Origin of the sequence: Rubritalea spongiae (assembly GCF_042652385.1) — a bacterium.
Lineage (GTDB): Bacteria > Verrucomicrobiota > Verrucomicrobiia > Verrucomicrobiales > Akkermansiaceae > Rubritalea > Rubritalea spongiae.
Window position 1 is genome coordinate 1819653 of record NZ_JBHSJM010000001.1, and the last position, 15174, is coordinate 1834826.

Annotated in this window: 16 protein-coding genes; 8 read left to right on the top strand and 8 right to left on the bottom strand. The window is 49.0% G+C overall.

The genetic code is table 11. The features are described 5' to 3' along the window. Positions 1 to 18 precede the first annotated feature (18 nt). The 4 genes from ACFPK9_RS08245 to ACFPK9_RS08260 form a co-directional block, all read right to left on the bottom strand. Complete coding sequence (locus ACFPK9_RS08245; RefSeq protein WP_377094373.1) at positions 19 to 1122, bottom strand: hypothetical protein; 1104 nt, start codon at positions 1120 to 1122, stop codon at positions 19 to 21. Positions 1123 to 1269: 147 nt separating this feature from the next. After that, positions 1270 to 1542, bottom strand: coding sequence for a hypothetical protein (locus ACFPK9_RS08250; protein ID WP_377094375.1), 273 nt, complete (start codon positions 1540 to 1542; stop codon positions 1270 to 1272). A 36-nt stretch (positions 1543 to 1578) separates the two neighbouring features. Further along, positions 1579 to 2484: a DMT family transporter gene (locus ACFPK9_RS08255; protein ID WP_377094376.1), complete on the bottom strand. Its 906-nt coding sequence runs from the start codon at positions 2482 to 2484 to the stop codon at positions 1579 to 1581. A 49-nt stretch (positions 2485 to 2533) separates the two neighbouring features. Then, on the bottom strand, positions 2534 to 2926 hold the full coding sequence (locus tag ACFPK9_RS08260) for a rhodanese-like domain-containing protein (RefSeq protein ID WP_377094377.1): 393 nt from the start codon (positions 2924 to 2926) through the stop codon (positions 2534 to 2536). A gap of 83 nt (positions 2927 to 3009) precedes the next feature. On the opposite strand from ACFPK9_RS08260, the gene ACFPK9_RS08265 reads away from it, so the two are divergent. Further along, positions 3010 to 4314: an OmpA family protein gene (locus ACFPK9_RS08265; protein WP_377094378.1), complete on the top strand. Its 1305-nt coding sequence runs from the start codon at positions 3010 to 3012 to the stop codon at positions 4312 to 4314. An 85-nt stretch (positions 4315 to 4399) separates the two neighbouring features. Then, positions 4400 to 5236, top strand: coding sequence for a M23 family metallopeptidase (locus ACFPK9_RS08270; protein WP_377094379.1), 837 nt, complete (start codon positions 4400 to 4402; stop codon positions 5234 to 5236). Positions 5237 to 5521: 285 nt separating this feature from the next. On the opposite strand, the gene ACFPK9_RS08275 is transcribed toward ACFPK9_RS08270, so the two are convergent. Then, a complete protein-coding gene (locus ACFPK9_RS08275) occupies positions 5522 to 6622 on the bottom strand; it encodes an aminopeptidase (protein ID WP_377094380.1) in 1101 nt (366 codons plus the stop codon). A gap of 248 nt (positions 6623 to 6870) precedes the next feature. Here ACFPK9_RS08275 and ACFPK9_RS08280 point away from each other — a divergent pair, with 248 nt between their 5' ends. Continuing rightward, positions 6871 to 7602 (top strand): uracil-DNA glycosylase family protein, encoded by a 732-nt coding sequence (locus ACFPK9_RS08280; RefSeq protein ID WP_377094381.1) that lies wholly within the window; start codon positions 6871 to 6873, stop codon positions 7600 to 7602. A gap of 28 nt (positions 7603 to 7630) precedes the next feature. Continuing rightward, entirely contained in the window at positions 7631 to 8272 is a 642-nt protein-coding gene (gene pdxH, locus ACFPK9_RS08285) for a pyridoxamine 5'-phosphate oxidase (protein ID WP_377094382.1), read from the top strand. A gap of 203 nt (positions 8273 to 8475) precedes the next feature. Here pdxH and ACFPK9_RS08290 read toward each other — a convergent pair whose 3' ends face one another. Beyond that, the gene (locus ACFPK9_RS08290; protein ID WP_377094383.1) at positions 8476 to 9327 is read right to left on the bottom strand and encodes a uracil-DNA glycosylase; all 852 of its coding nucleotides are present in this window, start codon (positions 9325 to 9327) and stop codon (positions 8476 to 8478) included. Between the two features lie 163 nt (positions 9328 to 9490). Beyond that, positions 9491 to 9952 (bottom strand): tRNA (cytidine(34)-2'-O)-methyltransferase, encoded by a 462-nt coding sequence (locus tag ACFPK9_RS08295; protein ID WP_377094384.1) that lies wholly within the window; start codon positions 9950 to 9952, stop codon positions 9491 to 9493. 127 nt (positions 9953 to 10079) lie between these two features. Between ACFPK9_RS08295 and ACFPK9_RS08300 the strand changes: the two genes are divergently transcribed. Then, positions 10080 to 11372 carry a mechanosensitive ion channel family protein gene (locus tag ACFPK9_RS08300; RefSeq protein ID WP_377094385.1) on the top strand — a complete coding sequence of 431 codons (1293 nt, stop codon included), beginning with the start codon at positions 10080 to 10082 and terminating at the stop codon, positions 11370 to 11372. A gap of 65 nt (positions 11373 to 11437) precedes the next feature. After that, complete coding sequence (locus ACFPK9_RS08305; protein ID WP_377094386.1) at positions 11438 to 11878, top strand: hypothetical protein; 441 nt, start codon at positions 11438 to 11440, stop codon at positions 11876 to 11878. 10 nt (positions 11879 to 11888) lie between these two features. On the opposite strand, the gene lpxK is transcribed toward ACFPK9_RS08305, so the two are convergent. Beyond that, complete coding sequence (gene lpxK, locus ACFPK9_RS08310; RefSeq protein ID WP_377094387.1) at positions 11889 to 13103, bottom strand: tetraacyldisaccharide 4'-kinase; 1215 nt, start codon at positions 13101 to 13103, stop codon at positions 11889 to 11891. 186 nt (positions 13104 to 13289) lie between these two features. Here lpxK and ACFPK9_RS08315 point away from each other — a divergent pair, with 186 nt between their 5' ends. Further along, positions 13290 to 14171, top strand: coding sequence for a LysR family transcriptional regulator (locus ACFPK9_RS08315; RefSeq protein WP_377094388.1), 882 nt, complete (start codon positions 13290 to 13292; stop codon positions 14169 to 14171). 138 nt (positions 14172 to 14309) lie between these two features. Beyond that, positions 14310 to 15089 (top strand): ribonuclease PH, encoded by a 780-nt coding sequence (gene rph / locus ACFPK9_RS08320; protein WP_377094389.1) that lies wholly within the window; start codon positions 14310 to 14312, stop codon positions 15087 to 15089. The last annotated feature ends 85 nt before the right edge of the window (positions 15090 to 15174 follow it).

Consider the following 15174-nt stretch of genomic DNA (forward strand, 5'->3'; position numbering starts at 1 on the left):
CTAGTGTGTGGAGATTTTTTATTTCAGCATTTCGCCTAACATATCTGTTTCCGTGTCAGCCGATGTACTTGAGAGCATTTCTTCTAAACTAAGCGTTTTTTTCTCAGCAGGGGCTTTCTCAGAACCTGCAGTTTCACCTAACATTTCACTCAGCCCGACTTGAGTATCTTGAGCTTCTTGCTCTAACACTATTGAATCTAAACTTGGTATTGGCTCTTTCTCCTCTACTTCCACTACTACAGGCGTATTTTCTACCTCTACAAACTCAGAGCTCTTAGTGTTTTTAAACTCCTCAAGCTCTTCCGTATCGACGGGCTCCGCTACTACCGCTTCTTGCACAGGTGGAGAAGAAAGGACCTCAGTTGGATTTGTACTCGGTACACTCTGCTCCTGCGTCGTCAAAGCTTTCGAAATCCCCAAAATACCCAACGAAAGCATCACCACACTCACTGCGACTACCCCAAACAGAACCTTATAGTTTCCAGTTCCACCAATACTCCCTGCCAATTTGCGGCCACCTTCACCCACTGCAGCAGATGCCACCATCTGCCCTACCGGCACAGTTGATGTCGTTGGTGCCATCGAAGTGGAGAGAATGCTGCGCATGTGACCCAGCGGTACATCCATCAAAATGGAAATCGCCCTCTCTAAAGAAACAGCAGGCTCCTCCTTGGTCTCATAACCCCAACGAATAATTAGGCGCGACTCCTCACCTTCCTTATAAAGCATATACTTATCCAAGGATTGACGAGGATTCGGCACACGAAAATTCAGTAAAATCCCCGCCACGCCCTTCGACACAACACCCTCTTGCAACTTCCGTCGCAATCGTATCCAGCCCTCCATCAAACGCATCATCTCCGCCTTCGGAATATCGTTTATATTTTTAACCGGCTTCGCCTCCAGCATGACATCCTTCTGATGCACATTCACAGCTGTATAACGCTTCACTCCACGCTTCACCTCAACGATGTTCGGGAACATCACGCCAAATGCCTCAGAAAGTAAATTCTGCACCTCTGGACTATCATAAGGCACTTGGTGCCTCGGAGCCCTCAGACCAGGACTTTGTACTGGTTTCCACTGATTTGTATCGATAATTGATAAATCGCCCTCTCGCATGCCCGCACTCGATAGCAGTATGCAGTCTTAGAACGAGAATCTTCAAGTGACAGAAGCGCCACGATCCTTTATTTCACATAGGAATTGAGCTGTTAGACGTTAGCTATCCCCTTGGGCATAAAATATGCTTCGACTTGTGGTGTAAAACTATTCGGAAGAATCTCTCCCAAGCTTCTTATCCACAGATTCGATCAACTTGTAAGAACAACGCTTACGCTGGTATTTACGGAAAAGAACATCGCGCAACTTCTCCCACAGTTCTTCCGTCACTTCATCGATGTCTTCCCACTCTGGTCGATCACGTCGTGAACCTTTCATTGCCGTAGCAAATCGCCATTCTCGAGCGAAAAATACCGCTTTATACAAGCGAATCCCCTCTTCGGTATCTTCTCTCCACTCGTGACGTTCTTTACTTGGCATGCAGTGAGTGTCCTCAAAATCGAAACAATTTCAATCTCAATTGCGTTTCGTTAGAGTAGCAAAAATTGCTGAACCAATGACCAGCACACCGCCAAGCACTAGCCCCCACCCAGCGGACTCACCCTCAAGAAATGACAAGGAAAGCAACACACCAAAAACTGGAATAAGAAAACGGCAGCTCGCTAACAAGTGCACCGGGTAGAGGGTAGATATGTGATTCCACACCGCAAATGCCGTTGCCGAAACCACCACAAGCCACGCAGTCAGCATCATCACATAACTATCAAACAGCACAGCGGCTTTACTCCATGCCGGCAACCCCAATAAACAAAGACCGACACCTCCTAAGAAAAGCGAAAATCCCGTTGCCGCTCGGGCTCCCATCGTCGGCTTGATCTTTGAAAAAATAACCACACCCACCGATCCAAAAAAGGTTGCAAGCATCACGCAGAGCGCTCCTAACATCGGGTTTCCCGCCCCTGATCCAGGCGCATACACAGCGAGTGTCACTCCAAGCGCCCCCACAATAAGTCCAGCCCACTGACGCCATTGTGGCCACGCTGCCCCTAACATGATAGGAGCAAGCAGCATCCACCAAAAACTCCCCGTCGATGCCATCAGTGCCGCTAAGCTCCCACTAGCTAACGAAAGCCCTAGATAAAAGAACACATACTGAAAAAGCGTCTGCCCCATTGAAAGTAAGAGAATGTACTTTTTAGGCGTCTCCCTCCATTCATCCCTTGGCTGCCGAGCCAGCAAAAGTAACACTGCCCCAGCGATGACAAACCTCATCCCCGCGAACAGCCATCGATCGAAGAGCCCAATCTCTAACCCCAAATCAGCCCAATGCTGATACACCAACTTAATGCATGGAAAAGCACTTCCCCACAACAAAGTGCACAGCAGCACTGGTAGAAAAACTAAGTAGGGAGAGCGCTGCATTTCGCATCAAACTTCCATCTCCTCTCTCTAATAGCAAGATCAGTATGCTTTACTCCCCCTTCACCACAGGCTTTTTCGCTTTTTGCCAAGCCTGGATTCCTCCCTGCAAATGATAAACTTTTTCGAAATCTAACTTTTTAAACAGCTTCAAAGCTCTAGCACTCCGAGCCCCACTACGACAGTGAATCAAGTAGACTTTTGACCTATCAAGCTTGCTCAGCAGTTCTTCAAAATCCCCTGCATTCACATCTAACAAGGTAGCTCCCTTGATGTGTCCATCAGCATATTCCTCTGCCGATCTCACATCAATCACCCTTGGATCCTCTCTAGAGTTCATCATTTCTACCGCTTTCTCAGGAGAAACATCGATCACCTCTGTCCCAGCCCATCCACTAACGACAAACATCTGACTCAAAACATAACATAAACATAAAAATTTCATATATCCTCTCAAACTATGTGCTCCATTGACACCTTCTCAAGCGTAGACTTCACATTCTATAATATCCCATTACACTCTAATTCGTGAAACGCATCATTCCTATCACCTGCCTCGTCCTTGCTCTCACGAATTGTAGCAAAAAAGAGACCGTGCCTCCGAATACTACAGAAAATGCTCCGACTCAGAGCACTCAACAAAGTGATGCCGACTTCGCCACTGAAGAGCTTGACCTCAGCGACAAAAAGGATGCTGCGGCTAAACGTATCGAGCTCGAAAAATCTCTAGAGTTCACCAAAGCTGACGACTACCTAGCGCGCATCAGTGAGCTCTTCGATTCCGCTCAAAAAGAAAACGACTTTAGCACCCTTAGTGCAACCATCGGCAATAGCGCGCTCGATCAAAAACAGTTAGCTCAGCTCCGCCAGCTCCTAGAAAAACACGCAGTCGATACCGAGATTCCTTTCGAACAAATTGGTGAAATTAAAGCCAACAAACACGCGCGCTGGGCAATCAATTTACAAGGCTCAGACCCCATCGTTCTCGACCTAAAACGAGATGTCAAAGGTAATTGGAAAATTGATAAAGTCGTCCTCCCTACTAGCCAGAAGCTTGCGGGAGCAGATAAACCAAGACTCCCAAACAGCGACACAGACGCTCTCAACTATACCCATTCCTTCCTCAAAAGCCTACTCACCCAAGATTTTAAAAAAGCCAAGTCAATGGTCGATGCCTCCAACATCACCGACGCCAAACTCGCTGGGCTCTGCATCATTTTCGAAGAAGCCGATTATAAACTCGACCCTAATAAGCCACTGCGCGCGCTATTCATGCGCGACACCTCTGCCGGTTTTTATATTAATGTCATCTCTAACGATGGTGAAAAAGCCGCACAATTCTCAATCATTGCCCAACGGGAAAATGCCGCGGCAGCTTGGGAAATTTACGAAATTAACCTCGACTCCCTACTCGGCGACTACGCAAATCGAGTCTCTGATGGTGACGTCTATTTCACCCCATTGCTCAAAAATCCAGCAGGCGGCGACACCTTGGTCATCTATTTTGAATTCGATTCCGAAGGCCTTACTGAGCGCACTAAAAAGCAACTCGACATCGTCACTGACATCCTCACTGTCGACCCTAACCGAACCATCACGATTTCCGGCCACACCGACTCAAAAGGCAGTGACCAGTACAATAAATCACTCTCTAACAACCGCGCAGATTCGGTAAAACAATACTTCGCCGAGCAAGGCATCGCACCATCCCAAGTACTCACCGAAGCCCATGGCGACCATCGACCACGCCTGCCAAACACGAAATCAGATGGCTCTGACAATCCAGAAGGACGACGCGCAAATCGCCGCACAGAAATCTATCTCGATTTCTAACTCTACCATTTCTTGGAACAGAGAAGCACCGGGCAGACAAGCATCTATGCCCTAATAGCATTTGCAAAGCGTCCCTCATACCAATATGCCGAAAGTCTTATCACGCCTTGTCCCTGCCCTCATCATGGGACTCTTCCTCTATGTGGGCTACTACGTGCTCACCACTCACAGCGTGCCAGATACTCCAGTGCAAGGGTTTAGAAATTGGCAAGAAGCAGATGCTCCCTATGGCTATCCGGTGGGCCCCGATGACACACCCCAAAAGTTCCACCCGCTAATGCACCTGCACTCGCCTTTCGAAACCGCACTCATTCCCACCGCCCCACGCATGGATCACCCCATGGGATCCGAACATGGCGCTCTCACCTACAACGCCCAAAAATTCATGGATATGAATGACAAACGAGGTGGAATGCACATGGGAGATGACGTCAACGGCATCGGCGGTCAGAACTCCGACTATGGCGACCCAGTCTACGCCATCGCCAATGGTCTCGTCGTCTACGCTGGCACCCCTTCCCCAGGCTGGGGAAAAACCATTATACTCGCTCATCGCCTGCCGGATGGACAACTACTCCACAGCATGTACGCCCACCTCCACGAAATCTCTGCTGCACTCAACTCACACGTCGGCCGCGGTCGCCAAATCGGTACCGTCGGAAGCGCTGGAGGGCGCTACCTCGCCCACCTTCATCTCGAAATGCGCCATACCGATGGCATCTCAAACCAAGCCGGCTACTCCATGCACCCCTTCGACCGGCTCGACCCTGAGTCCACCATTATTGCCAAGCGCAATGCCTCCCCCGAACAGCTCAATCCCTCCGTCCTAGAAATCCTCAAAGACTCACAAAAAAAATTCTTCCCAGAAATGGATGCCGAGTCCGCCCTCCAATTTCAAAAATTCCTCGAGCGGTCACAGTAAATCCCCACTAAACTTATGAAAATGATCCCAAATGCCTTTGTCGAAACACTCAAAGACGTAATCGTGGGGTCTGATCTCAACTAAAAGTCTCTCGCAGATGCCCTTGGTATCAGCCCTTCATCTCTCTCTATTTTTTGGAACGACTGAAAGATTCTGGCTTCCTCTCTAAACCGCTTACCTACTTCGTCTGGCCAAAGCAAAAAAAAGAGCGACCATCTAAAAAAGAGGTCACTCCTGCTGCAGTGAAAAGTACTCTATAGAGTCAGTCAGCGCCGCAACACTCGCCTAGTAATTCAATTTGTGCAGAGACTTCGGCAGGAACACGCCATCTTTGCGGATGAGTTTTCCATCGAAGTAAATCTCACCACCGCCCCACTCTTCACGCTGAATCGAAACCATATCCCAGTGCACCTGTGAACGGTTGGTATTATCAGCCTCCTCGTATGCTTGACCAGGAGTGAAATGAAAAGAACCTGCGATCTTTTCATCGAACAAAATATCGCGCATCGGCTCCATAATCTTCGGATTAAAACCAAGAGCAAACTCGCCAACGTAACGCGCCCCCTCGTCACTGTCTAAAATCTTATTCAGCTCCTTCGTTTTTCCCCCCGCATCCGCTTTCACAACTTTTCCATCTTTAAATTCCAGGCGAATATTATCAAACGCGATACCTTGATAAATCGTCGGAGAATTATGCGTGATCACACCATTCACACTCTCTTTCACTGGCGCAGTAAACACCTCCCCGTCTGGGATATTGAAATGACCACAACACACCACCGCCGGAATATCTTTAATCGAAAAGGTCAGATCGGTCCCTGGATTCACAATACGCACCTGATCTGTCTTCTCCATCAATCGTTGCAATGCCTTCGCAGGAGTTAAAAGTGCCTTATAGTCTAACAAACATACATCGAAGTAAAATTCCTCAAACGCCTCAGTACTCATTCCCGCTTGCTGAGCCATCGCGGAATTCGGCCAACGTAGCACACACCACTTCGTCTGCTTCACCCGATGGTCCATTACCGGACGCAGATGCTTCATCGCAGTCGCCATATTCTTGCCAGGGACATCACTCAACTCAGTAATATTGTGGGATCCCCGCAGCGCAATATAAGCATCCATATCCTCCATCTCCTTCAACTGATGTTCTGCAATCGCCTCGTACTGTTCATCCGTTGCGCCCATCAACATTTCTCGATTTAGTTTCGCATGGTTCACCCGCAAAAATGGAATCGCTCCCTTCTTACGCGCCTCACGTATCAGCGCGATACCTATCTCATCTGGCACCTCCGCCACATCAATCAACAGCTTTTCACCACGCTTCAAACTCGTCGAAAATTTCACCAACATCTGGGCCAAACGATCAATTCTTGGGTCTTGCATGACCTTACTCTCTGCACAGAAAGAATCTTGTCAATCCCGCCACCATTATTCCTCTAAAATCATCTGCACATAACCCATTTCAAACCACACAAACCTTCCCATTGATATTAATGAAGGGTCTTGCCTAGATCGGGAGTTTAAAAAGCCCTAGAATCAAATCCCCCTAACAATTTCATCATCCCCACAAAGCAAAAAGGCAAACTCACTTTTCCCTTCACACACTCCCCTTCCCACCGCATAGATCATACATGCCCACTGAGCTTGAAGCCGCAGCACTAGAACTCATTGAAGAACTCGCCCCCTTCACCTTCTCTGAGCCAGTCACACACACCTACAACCCTCTGGAATACGCTTGGACCTCACACAGTGAATATCTCAGACGTTACGGCCAGGGCAAAAAGCGCGTGCTCTTTCTCGGCATGAACCCCGGACCATGGGGCATGTCCCAGACTGGTATCCCCTTTGGAGAAATCCCTGCCGTACGCGACTGGGTTGGCATCGAAACCAAGATCGACAAGCCTGCAAACGAGCACCCGAAGCGCCCAGTCGAAGGCTTCGCCTGCCAACGCTCCGAAGTCAGCGGGCGCCGGCTCTGGGGGCTCTTTGCCGATCACTACCCGAATTCTGCAGACTTCTTCACCGACCACTTTGTCGCCAACTTCTGCCCACTCGTCTGGATGGCTGAAACTGGCCGTAACATCACACCTGATAAACTGAAAAAATCAGAATCCGCCCCAGTCGACATTGTATGTCGCAAGCACCTCGCGAAAATAATCACATTACTCCAGCCCGAGTTTCTCATCGGAGTCGGAGCCTTCGCAGAAAAGCAACTCAAAGTTACTGTCAAAGAACACCTACCGGACAACACCGCAATCATCGGAAAAATTCTCCATCCCTCACCCGCCTCACCTCTAGCCAACAAAGGCTGGCCCCAAGTCCCCACTCAACAACTCATCGACCTCGGCATCTGGAACGCCTAACATTCTCATTTAACATTCCAAACTTGTAATGGACCTCTCCGACTACCGCAAAGAATACCTCAAGCAAGCCCTCACTCGCTCCAGTGTCGATGCTTGCCCCTTCGAACAATTCACCCATTGGTTCCAACAAGCCGTCGATGCCGACTACCCCGAGCCAAACGCCATGTCTCTAGCCACTGCTAACGCCTCGGCGGCCCCCTCCTTGCGCACCGTACTCCTCAAATATTTCGACCCAAAAGGCTTTGTCTTTTTCACCAATTACCAGAGCCGAAAAGCTCAAGAAATTGCAGAAAACCCACAAGTGTCCCTACTCTTTCCATGGGTAGCCCTCGAACGCCAAATCATTGTCCTCGGTCGCATAGAAAAAATTTCCGAGGAAGAATCTCTTACCTACTTCCGAAGCAGACCACATGACAGCCAACTCGGCGCTTGGGTCTCTCACCAAAGCTCCGTCATCCCCGATCGCGAATGGCTTGCCACCCAACTCGACGAACTCAATAACAAATACGCCGAAGGCGAAGTGCCATTGCCAAAGTTCTGGGGCGGCTACCGCATCGTCCCTCACCACATCGAGTTCTGGCAAGGCGGCCCAGCACGCCTCCACGACCGCATCCTCTACACCCGCGAAGCAGACGGTACCGAGTGGAACATCAAACGCCTCTCCCCATAATCTAGTAGCTTTTTTCTCGCTAGGAAACCAACCTGCGGTTCGGCGCAAACTACAATTCACACCTGTCTGAGATCCGAGCTAATAATCTCACCATCGCCACCACGCGATGCAAAACAAGACATTCGACTTTGACTCCTCTGACACTTCACAAAAAAAATTCGTTTCGAAACCTCCGCCTTCTTTCACCGTAAAAAACTCTCGGACTACTTAAAATACCCACGTTGCTTCTCGCTAATCGGCATTTTTAAGAGCTCCATCACTTCTAACATATCGCGCCAGACTTCTTTTTTCTGATCCGTGACACCCTCTGCTAGTAGATAGCTCGGGTGGTAGGTAGCACGTACTGGTACTCCAGCCACCCTGTGAAATTGTCCTAACATATCAGCTACTGGAACATCTGGACCAATCAAAGATTTCGCAGCTGTCGCGCCCAACACGATGATTACCTTAGGCTGAACAGCCTTCACCTCAGCCATTAAGTAGCGCATCGAAGCTTCGATTTCCTTCTCATTCGGCTTGCGGGTATTCGTTGTCTGGTTAGGCATCGCAGGGCGAAACTTCACCATATTAGTCATGTAGACCTCATTCCTAGCAATTCCCATTGCCTTCAGAATCGCCTCCATTTTCTTGCCCGCAGGACCTGAAAACGGCGCACCTTTTAATTCATCGTGATAACTCGGGGCCTCACCTACCAACATCACATCGGCAGTCGAGTCACCTTCAGAAAAGACCATCTTCTCACGTAGACTCCCAAGCGTCTTGAACACCGGATCCACGGCCATTTGCTTCTGAATGCCCTCCAGCGATTTACTCATCGGCACTGGCGTCTCAATATTCACCGCTGTTTTCTGCTCTACTGGCTTAGACTCACTAACAGGTGCGTCACGAAGTACTGGAGCAGCCTGCACAGTAGATGGGGTGTCTACAATACCCTTGGAACGCTTATAAAATTCACGCAAAATCAAGCGCGCACGCTCATCTAGGTGCACATGCGTTTGCCCCTGCCGCTCAAGCTGGCGTAGGTAATCAATCACTGGATCGGCAATCGCGGACATGCACCGAGATTCGCTGCCGCTCCTCTCTCCGTCAAGGATGGACTAAGCAGTGTGGACAAATTGATTTGCTTCACGATGAGAGCTCATTTCTGAACGCATTCAGGCCCTCAATTTCATATCAAAAACCATCCGGTCGTGCGGTGATGCAATTTGTCCACACGGCCTAGTCCTGAATACTCACCTGCCGCATTCCCTCATACAACACGATGGCTACCGCGGTTGCTAGATTCAAACTCCGCGTACTCCCCTCCACCATCGGGATTTTTACTGCCGTGTCATGATGTTGTTCAATCAACTCCTCGGCCAGCCCGCGCGTCTCACGTCCGAAAAGTAAATAATCGCCCTGCTGATAGTCCACACCCCAGTGCGCTTTTGTAGCCTTGGTGGTTAGTAAAAACATCCGCTTCTTATCAGGGACCGATTGATAAAACTCCTCCCAACTCTCCCAAATCACCAAATCCACATCCTTCCAATAGTCCAGACCCGCACGCTTCACCGTTTTTTCATCGATCAAAAATCCCAATGGCTTCACCAGATGCAGCTTAGCCCCTGTAGCCAAAGCCAAACGCCCCGCAGCTCCTGTGTTATGTGGAATCTCTGGATGAACCATCACTATATTGAACATGTCTATGGCATAAATCCTTACCCTCTTCCAAACAAGTATAGCTTCTCTAACTATTGCAGTTAGATGTGCAAAAGCGTCACCGTATTGCAACTTTACAAAAATCTCTGATGCGGACTAAACTCGCACAATGTCAGACCTGTTTCATTCCATTGGAGAATTCTTTGGACATACCGAAGGCGCCAGATTAATCCAGCGCATCGCCGTCGTCCTGACAGCATTTGCTCTACTACTGATCTCATGGTGGCTCGTGAAAAGATTTTTTAGATGGATTGGTACTGAAGATGGCCGTGTCTTCAGCCGCAAAATCCGTTCAGTAAGACTCCAACAGCAAGAACTACTTAATGGGCAAGAAATCAGCAGACTCTCAGCCACACTCACAGCCTTCATCCGCAGGATTATCAACATCTTGCTCTTCGCCACCTTTTCCGTCGTAGTCCTCACTCAATGGGACAGCACTCGCCATATCCCTGAAATTGTCTGGGCATATCTCAGCGAAAAATACCTCGGGCTACAAACGGAATTTGTCAATTTCATCCCCAACCTCGTTTTTATTCTAACAGTCGGTTTTATCACCCACTTCATTATTAGAATCGTAAAACTTATCTTTGACGGAATCGACAGTGGCCGCATTCAGCTAGATGGTTTTTATCAAGAATGGGCACGCCCCACTTTTGTCCTAGTTAGACTCATCATCTTCGTTTTCGCCTTCGTCATCGTCTTCCCCTACCTACCAGGAGCGCAATCTCCAGCACTTCAAGGACTCTCCATTTTCATCGGTATTCTCGTATCCCTTGGCTCCACTTCAGCCATCACTAATATCATCTCAGGAATCGCCATTACTTACATGCGCGCCTTTCAAACAGGTGACCGTGTTCGCATCGCTGAAACCACAGGAGACATCGTAGAAAAATCACTCCTTGTCACCCGCATTCGTACTCCCAAAAATGTCGTCATCTCCATCCCAAATGCCATGGTGATGAATAACCATATCGTTAACTACAGCACTCACGCTAAAGTCAGCGGCATCGTTCTCCACAGTACCATCACCATCGGCTACGATGTCCCTTGGCGTCAAGTCCATGAACTACTAACTACCGCTGCAAACGAAGTCGAATTCCTAGACTCCAGTAAACCTGCCTTTGTGCTGCAAAAAGCACTCGGAGACTTCAGTGTCGAGTACGAGCTCAACGTCTTCAGCCGCCATCCCCGCAAGACTCCTCTCATCTACTCACAGATGCACCAAGCGATTCAGGACAAATTTAATGAAGCTGGCATCGAAATCATGTCTCCTACATTCACTGGTGTTCGCGATGCAAATCACATCAACATCCCCGAGGAATACATCGAAAAAGAATACCAACCTCAACCTTTCAAACTCTCCCAAATCCTCACAGGGAAACCCAAAGTCGAAAAGTCCTGACCCACCACTGACACCGCTAAAATGCCATCCCAAACACATCAGCCCTAGGTAATAGAACACTATATATGAAAAAACGCATACTCCTTATCAGCATCTTAACCTCCATTACCCCCTCAGTCATAGCCGAACCTATGATCCCCACTTCAAGCTCTCAGTGGGCTGAACTATATCAACCTCCCTACAAACAACCTACTGAACTCCCCGTAGGATCTAAACTCAGAAAAGAGCTCTTCAACATGTTGCGAAAAGAGACAGATCCTGCAACTAAGTTTAAAGGCAGCCTCAAAGCATTTCGTAACTGGGCGGTATTCATCGGTGAAACAGTCAACGCGAAAGGACAAATGATCACCCACCCTCCGTTCGATAATCCAGACACAGCCTGTCTCTGGATTCGCACGACTAAAGGCTGGGTAATCGTCGAATCTAGTTTCGGCCATTCAGATGCATTCTATATCATCTGGCCAGAAATCTATGGAACCCCAAAAGGCCTAATAGGTATGGAATAAATACCTGCCCTTAAATCGCTTTTTCATAGAGCAACAAGGGATCGACAGGCTTCTTCGACATGCAAACTCGGTCGACTAAGTTTTCCCACACACCCTCGCCACTGAGGATGTCTACCTCGATCCGTAAAAAATACACCTCCACATCCATTTCCTCTGGTTTAGGGAAGCGCACAGCATCTTTTTCAGTCGTTACAATGATATCAGCATCGCGACGCACACAACGACGCATGAAACGATCCACATCCTTCTGTGAAAACGAGTGATGATCGGCAAAAGTCCGGTGGAAAAGTACATTCGCACCAAGATCGGTTAACTTTTCTTCAAAACTCTCTGGCACCGCAATGCCACTGATCGCAGCCACGTACTTACCATCCAGAAAATCAAGAGGGAGGATCTCACCCGTGAACACATTTTCTAAATGCTTAGGACCATGAGTACACTCAATGATCTCTGCTACTGGATTATGCTTGCGTATCTTCTCTATGAGCTCGGCATTTCCCGCCTGATAACATTTCGTAATAAAAATATAATCCGCGCGACAAAGATTTTTTGGCGGCTCACGTAGTGTGCCACGTGGTAAAATAGCTCCAGTCCCAAATGGAGCATTGGAATCTACCAAGACCACATCAATGGTATGCGCAATTTTTAAAAACTGCATCCCATCGTCTAACAAAAGGATATCAGAATCTAACTCCTCGATCGCAAACTTCCCACCCTTCACTCGATCCTTATCAACGACTACAGCCACTCCATCCAGATTCTTAGCAAGCATGTAGGGTTCATCTCCTGCATATTTCACATCCAGCTCTAGACCTACACCTGCACTCACAACCTTTGGCATTTCCTCTTCGCTCACAAGCTCACCAGTAGAACGCCTCTGCCACCTCTGTGGCTCTTCCAACTTCTTCGATTTGTACCCACGACTCAAAATCGCCACCTTGCGACCACGGTCTCGTAAGGTCTTTGAAAAAAGCTCAACCACCGGCGTCTTCCCTGTCCCTCCGACCGTGATATTGCCAATACTAATCACGGTCGTTCCTAGATAAGCTTGGTCTTTAAAACCCAGACGAAACATCCGCAAGCGATGCATCACCCCTGCCCTATATAACCACGAAAACCCACGAAGCACGCAGCACATCAAGGCTGCACGAAAACCCTTCGCGCGCCCGAAAATCACATCTTCTCCCCATTGCTCGAGGTCTTCTAGCGTCTCCTTATTCATCATCCAGCACACCAACCATTCCTTATAGTCAGCTGCTTCACAAGCTTCATTTCAGAACCAGCTCTCACTACCTTTGACTTATACTCCTACTAACCGCCATCTCACACAGAATCATAAAATTAAGTAGTAAGACTCATTGCAACATACGGAATTATTAGGCAAACTTATCACAAGAAAACGTACGACTACATGCACCTCACCACCACTCAACTCCAAGCCCTCGATGCCCTCTCCGAACTCCGCCACTTCACCAAAGCTGCCGAGCGCATTGGCATCACTCAGTCAGCCCTCTCCCAACAAGTCAAAGCTCTGGAGCAATCCGTTGGCCTCCCGCTCATCAACCGTGACACCCGTCCGCTCACCCTCACCCCCGTTGGTGAAAAACTCCTCGTCCGCGCACGCGTCATTCTCCAACAAACCAACGCCTTCGAAGCAGAATGTCGTGAAACCGAATCGCTCAAAGAGGGCAAACTCTCCTTCGGCATCATACCGACCATCGCCCCCTATCTCACCCGTACTATCCTCCCACATTTCATCGCTTCCTACCCAGGGATCCAACTCGACATACACGAGGCCACTACAAGCAACCTCTCAAAAAAAGTCCACCAAGGTCACATCGACCTCGCAATCACCAGCGATCTGAACTCCATCCCCACAAGCATCTCCCAACACCTCGACCAACACCCGCTCTTCAACGAAAAACTCTACCTAGCAACCCCAAAAAAATCAGCCACTCCTAACGGCGCTCTCCCCATGATCGGGCTCAAAGAAGGCCACTGCCTACGCGACCAAGCCATCACAGTCTGTAACCAAGCCATCGACCACAACATCAGCTGCGATCAAATCGCCACCCTCCTCTCCATTGTAAAAGCCGGACTCGGCACAGCTGTCATCCCAAGTATGGCAGTGCCCAACCCAGCCGATCCATCCATAGAAATCAGCGAAATCCCTAACGCCAAACGCCTAGTCCAAGTCATCACCCGCCCCCAGGTCCACCCAAATCCCGCAACCCAAGCATTCGTCGAAACCCTCACCAAGCAACTCCCACAGGTGAAATCCATCTCAAGTTAACGCGAAGTTTATAAGCTCTAAGTATACAAGCAAATCCCTCAAGAAATCCAAACCAATATCCGCCCCGTCCCTCCACCTCCATATCCCCTACCAACGTATCTTCTTGAAACTTCTAACTCCCAGCTCTACCACTTCCCCATGAATCGCCCAGACAGCCGTAGTGTAGACGCTCTCCGCCCTATTTCTTTCCTCCCCAATGTAGCTCCCCACGCTACTGGCTCCGTCCTCGTTTCCTTTGGTGACACCCGCGTCATCTGCGCCTGCACCGTCGAAGAAGACGTGCCGCGCTGGATGAAATATCAGAAAGTCAAAGGTGGCTGGCTCACAGCTGAGTACAACATGCTGCCCTACTCCACACTCGAGCGCAAACAACGCGACATCACTCGTGGAAAAATCGACGGCCGCTCCTCCGAAATCCAACGTCTTATCGGCCGCTCCATCCGTGCTGTGGTTGATCTCAAAGCTCTTGGCCAACGCACCCTTTGGATCGATTGCGATGTCCTCCAAGCCGACGGTGGTACACGCACTGCATCTATCACCGGCGGATGCGTCGCAGTAGCGATTGCCATCAACAAACTCATCGCCGACGGTAAACTCAAACAATCGCCGCTAAAGCAACTCGTAGCAGGCATTTCCGCAGGTATCTATAAAGACACCGCAGTCCTCGACCTCAACTACCCCGAGGACAGAGATGCCAGCGTCGACTTCAATGTAGTCATGACTGAAGACCTCAACTTCGTCGAAATTCAAGGCTCCGGTGAAGAAGCTACTTTTTCTGCAGAACAGATGACTCAGATGTTAGAACTTTCTAGCGTAGGCGTCACCGAAATCGTCAAACTTCAAAAGCAAGCCATTGCAGATGCCGACAAACCAGACGGCGATGCCCTCAACGATCTCGCAGCAGCCTTCGGCCAATAAATAAACCATAGAAGACATCGCGACCACACGATGATTACTCCGACTATAGACCTTCATACTTTATGATAGTTTGAGCAACGGAGAA

Bases quoted from the DNA above. Each gene is read 5' to 3' on its own strand.
- lpxK (WP_377094387.1), bottom strand. From the start codon at position 13,103: ATGATGAATAAGGAGACGCTAGAAGACCTCGAGCAATGGGGAGAAGAT.
- ACFPK9_RS08300 (WP_377094385.1), top strand. From the start codon at position 10,080: ATGTCAGACCTGTTTCATTCCATTGGAGAATTCTTTGGACATACCGAA.
- ACFPK9_RS08250 (WP_377094375.1), bottom strand. From the start codon at position 1,542: ATGCCAAGTAAAGAACGTCACGAGTGGAGAGAAGATACCGAAGAGGGG.
- rph (WP_377094389.1), top strand. From the start codon at position 14,310: ATGAATCGCCCAGACAGCCGTAGTGTAGACGCTCTCCGCCCTATTTCT.
- ACFPK9_RS08315 (WP_377094388.1), top strand. From the start codon at position 13,290: ATGCACCTCACCACCACTCAACTCCAAGCCCTCGATGCCCTCTCCGAA.
- ACFPK9_RS08245 (WP_377094373.1), bottom strand. From the start codon at position 1,122: ATGCGAGAGGGCGATTTATCAATTATCGATACAAATCAGTGGAAACCA.
- ACFPK9_RS08260 (WP_377094377.1), bottom strand. From the start codon at position 2,926: ATGAAATTTTTATGTTTATGTTATGTTTTGAGTCAGATGTTTGTCGTT.
- ACFPK9_RS08280 (WP_377094381.1), top strand. From the start codon at position 6,871: ATGCCCACTGAGCTTGAAGCCGCAGCACTAGAACTCATTGAAGAACTC.
- ACFPK9_RS08270 (WP_377094379.1), top strand. From the start codon at position 4,400: ATGCCGAAAGTCTTATCACGCCTTGTCCCTGCCCTCATCATGGGACTC.
- ACFPK9_RS08275 (WP_377094380.1), bottom strand. From the start codon at position 6,622: ATGCAAGACCCAAGAATTGATCGTTTGGCCCAGATGTTGGTGAAATTT.
- ACFPK9_RS08290 (WP_377094383.1), bottom strand. From the start codon at position 9,327: ATGTCCGCGATTGCCGATCCAGTGATTGATTACCTACGCCAGCTTGAG.
- ACFPK9_RS08255 (WP_377094376.1), bottom strand. From the start codon at position 2,484: ATGCAGCGCTCTCCCTACTTAGTTTTTCTACCAGTGCTGCTGTGCACT.
- pdxH (WP_377094382.1), top strand. From the start codon at position 7,631: ATGGACCTCTCCGACTACCGCAAAGAATACCTCAAGCAAGCCCTCACT.
- ACFPK9_RS08295 (WP_377094384.1), bottom strand. From the start codon at position 9,952: ATGTTCAATATAGTGATGGTTCATCCAGAGATTCCACATAACACAGGA.
- ACFPK9_RS08305 (WP_377094386.1), top strand. From the start codon at position 11,438: ATGAAAAAACGCATACTCCTTATCAGCATCTTAACCTCCATTACCCCC.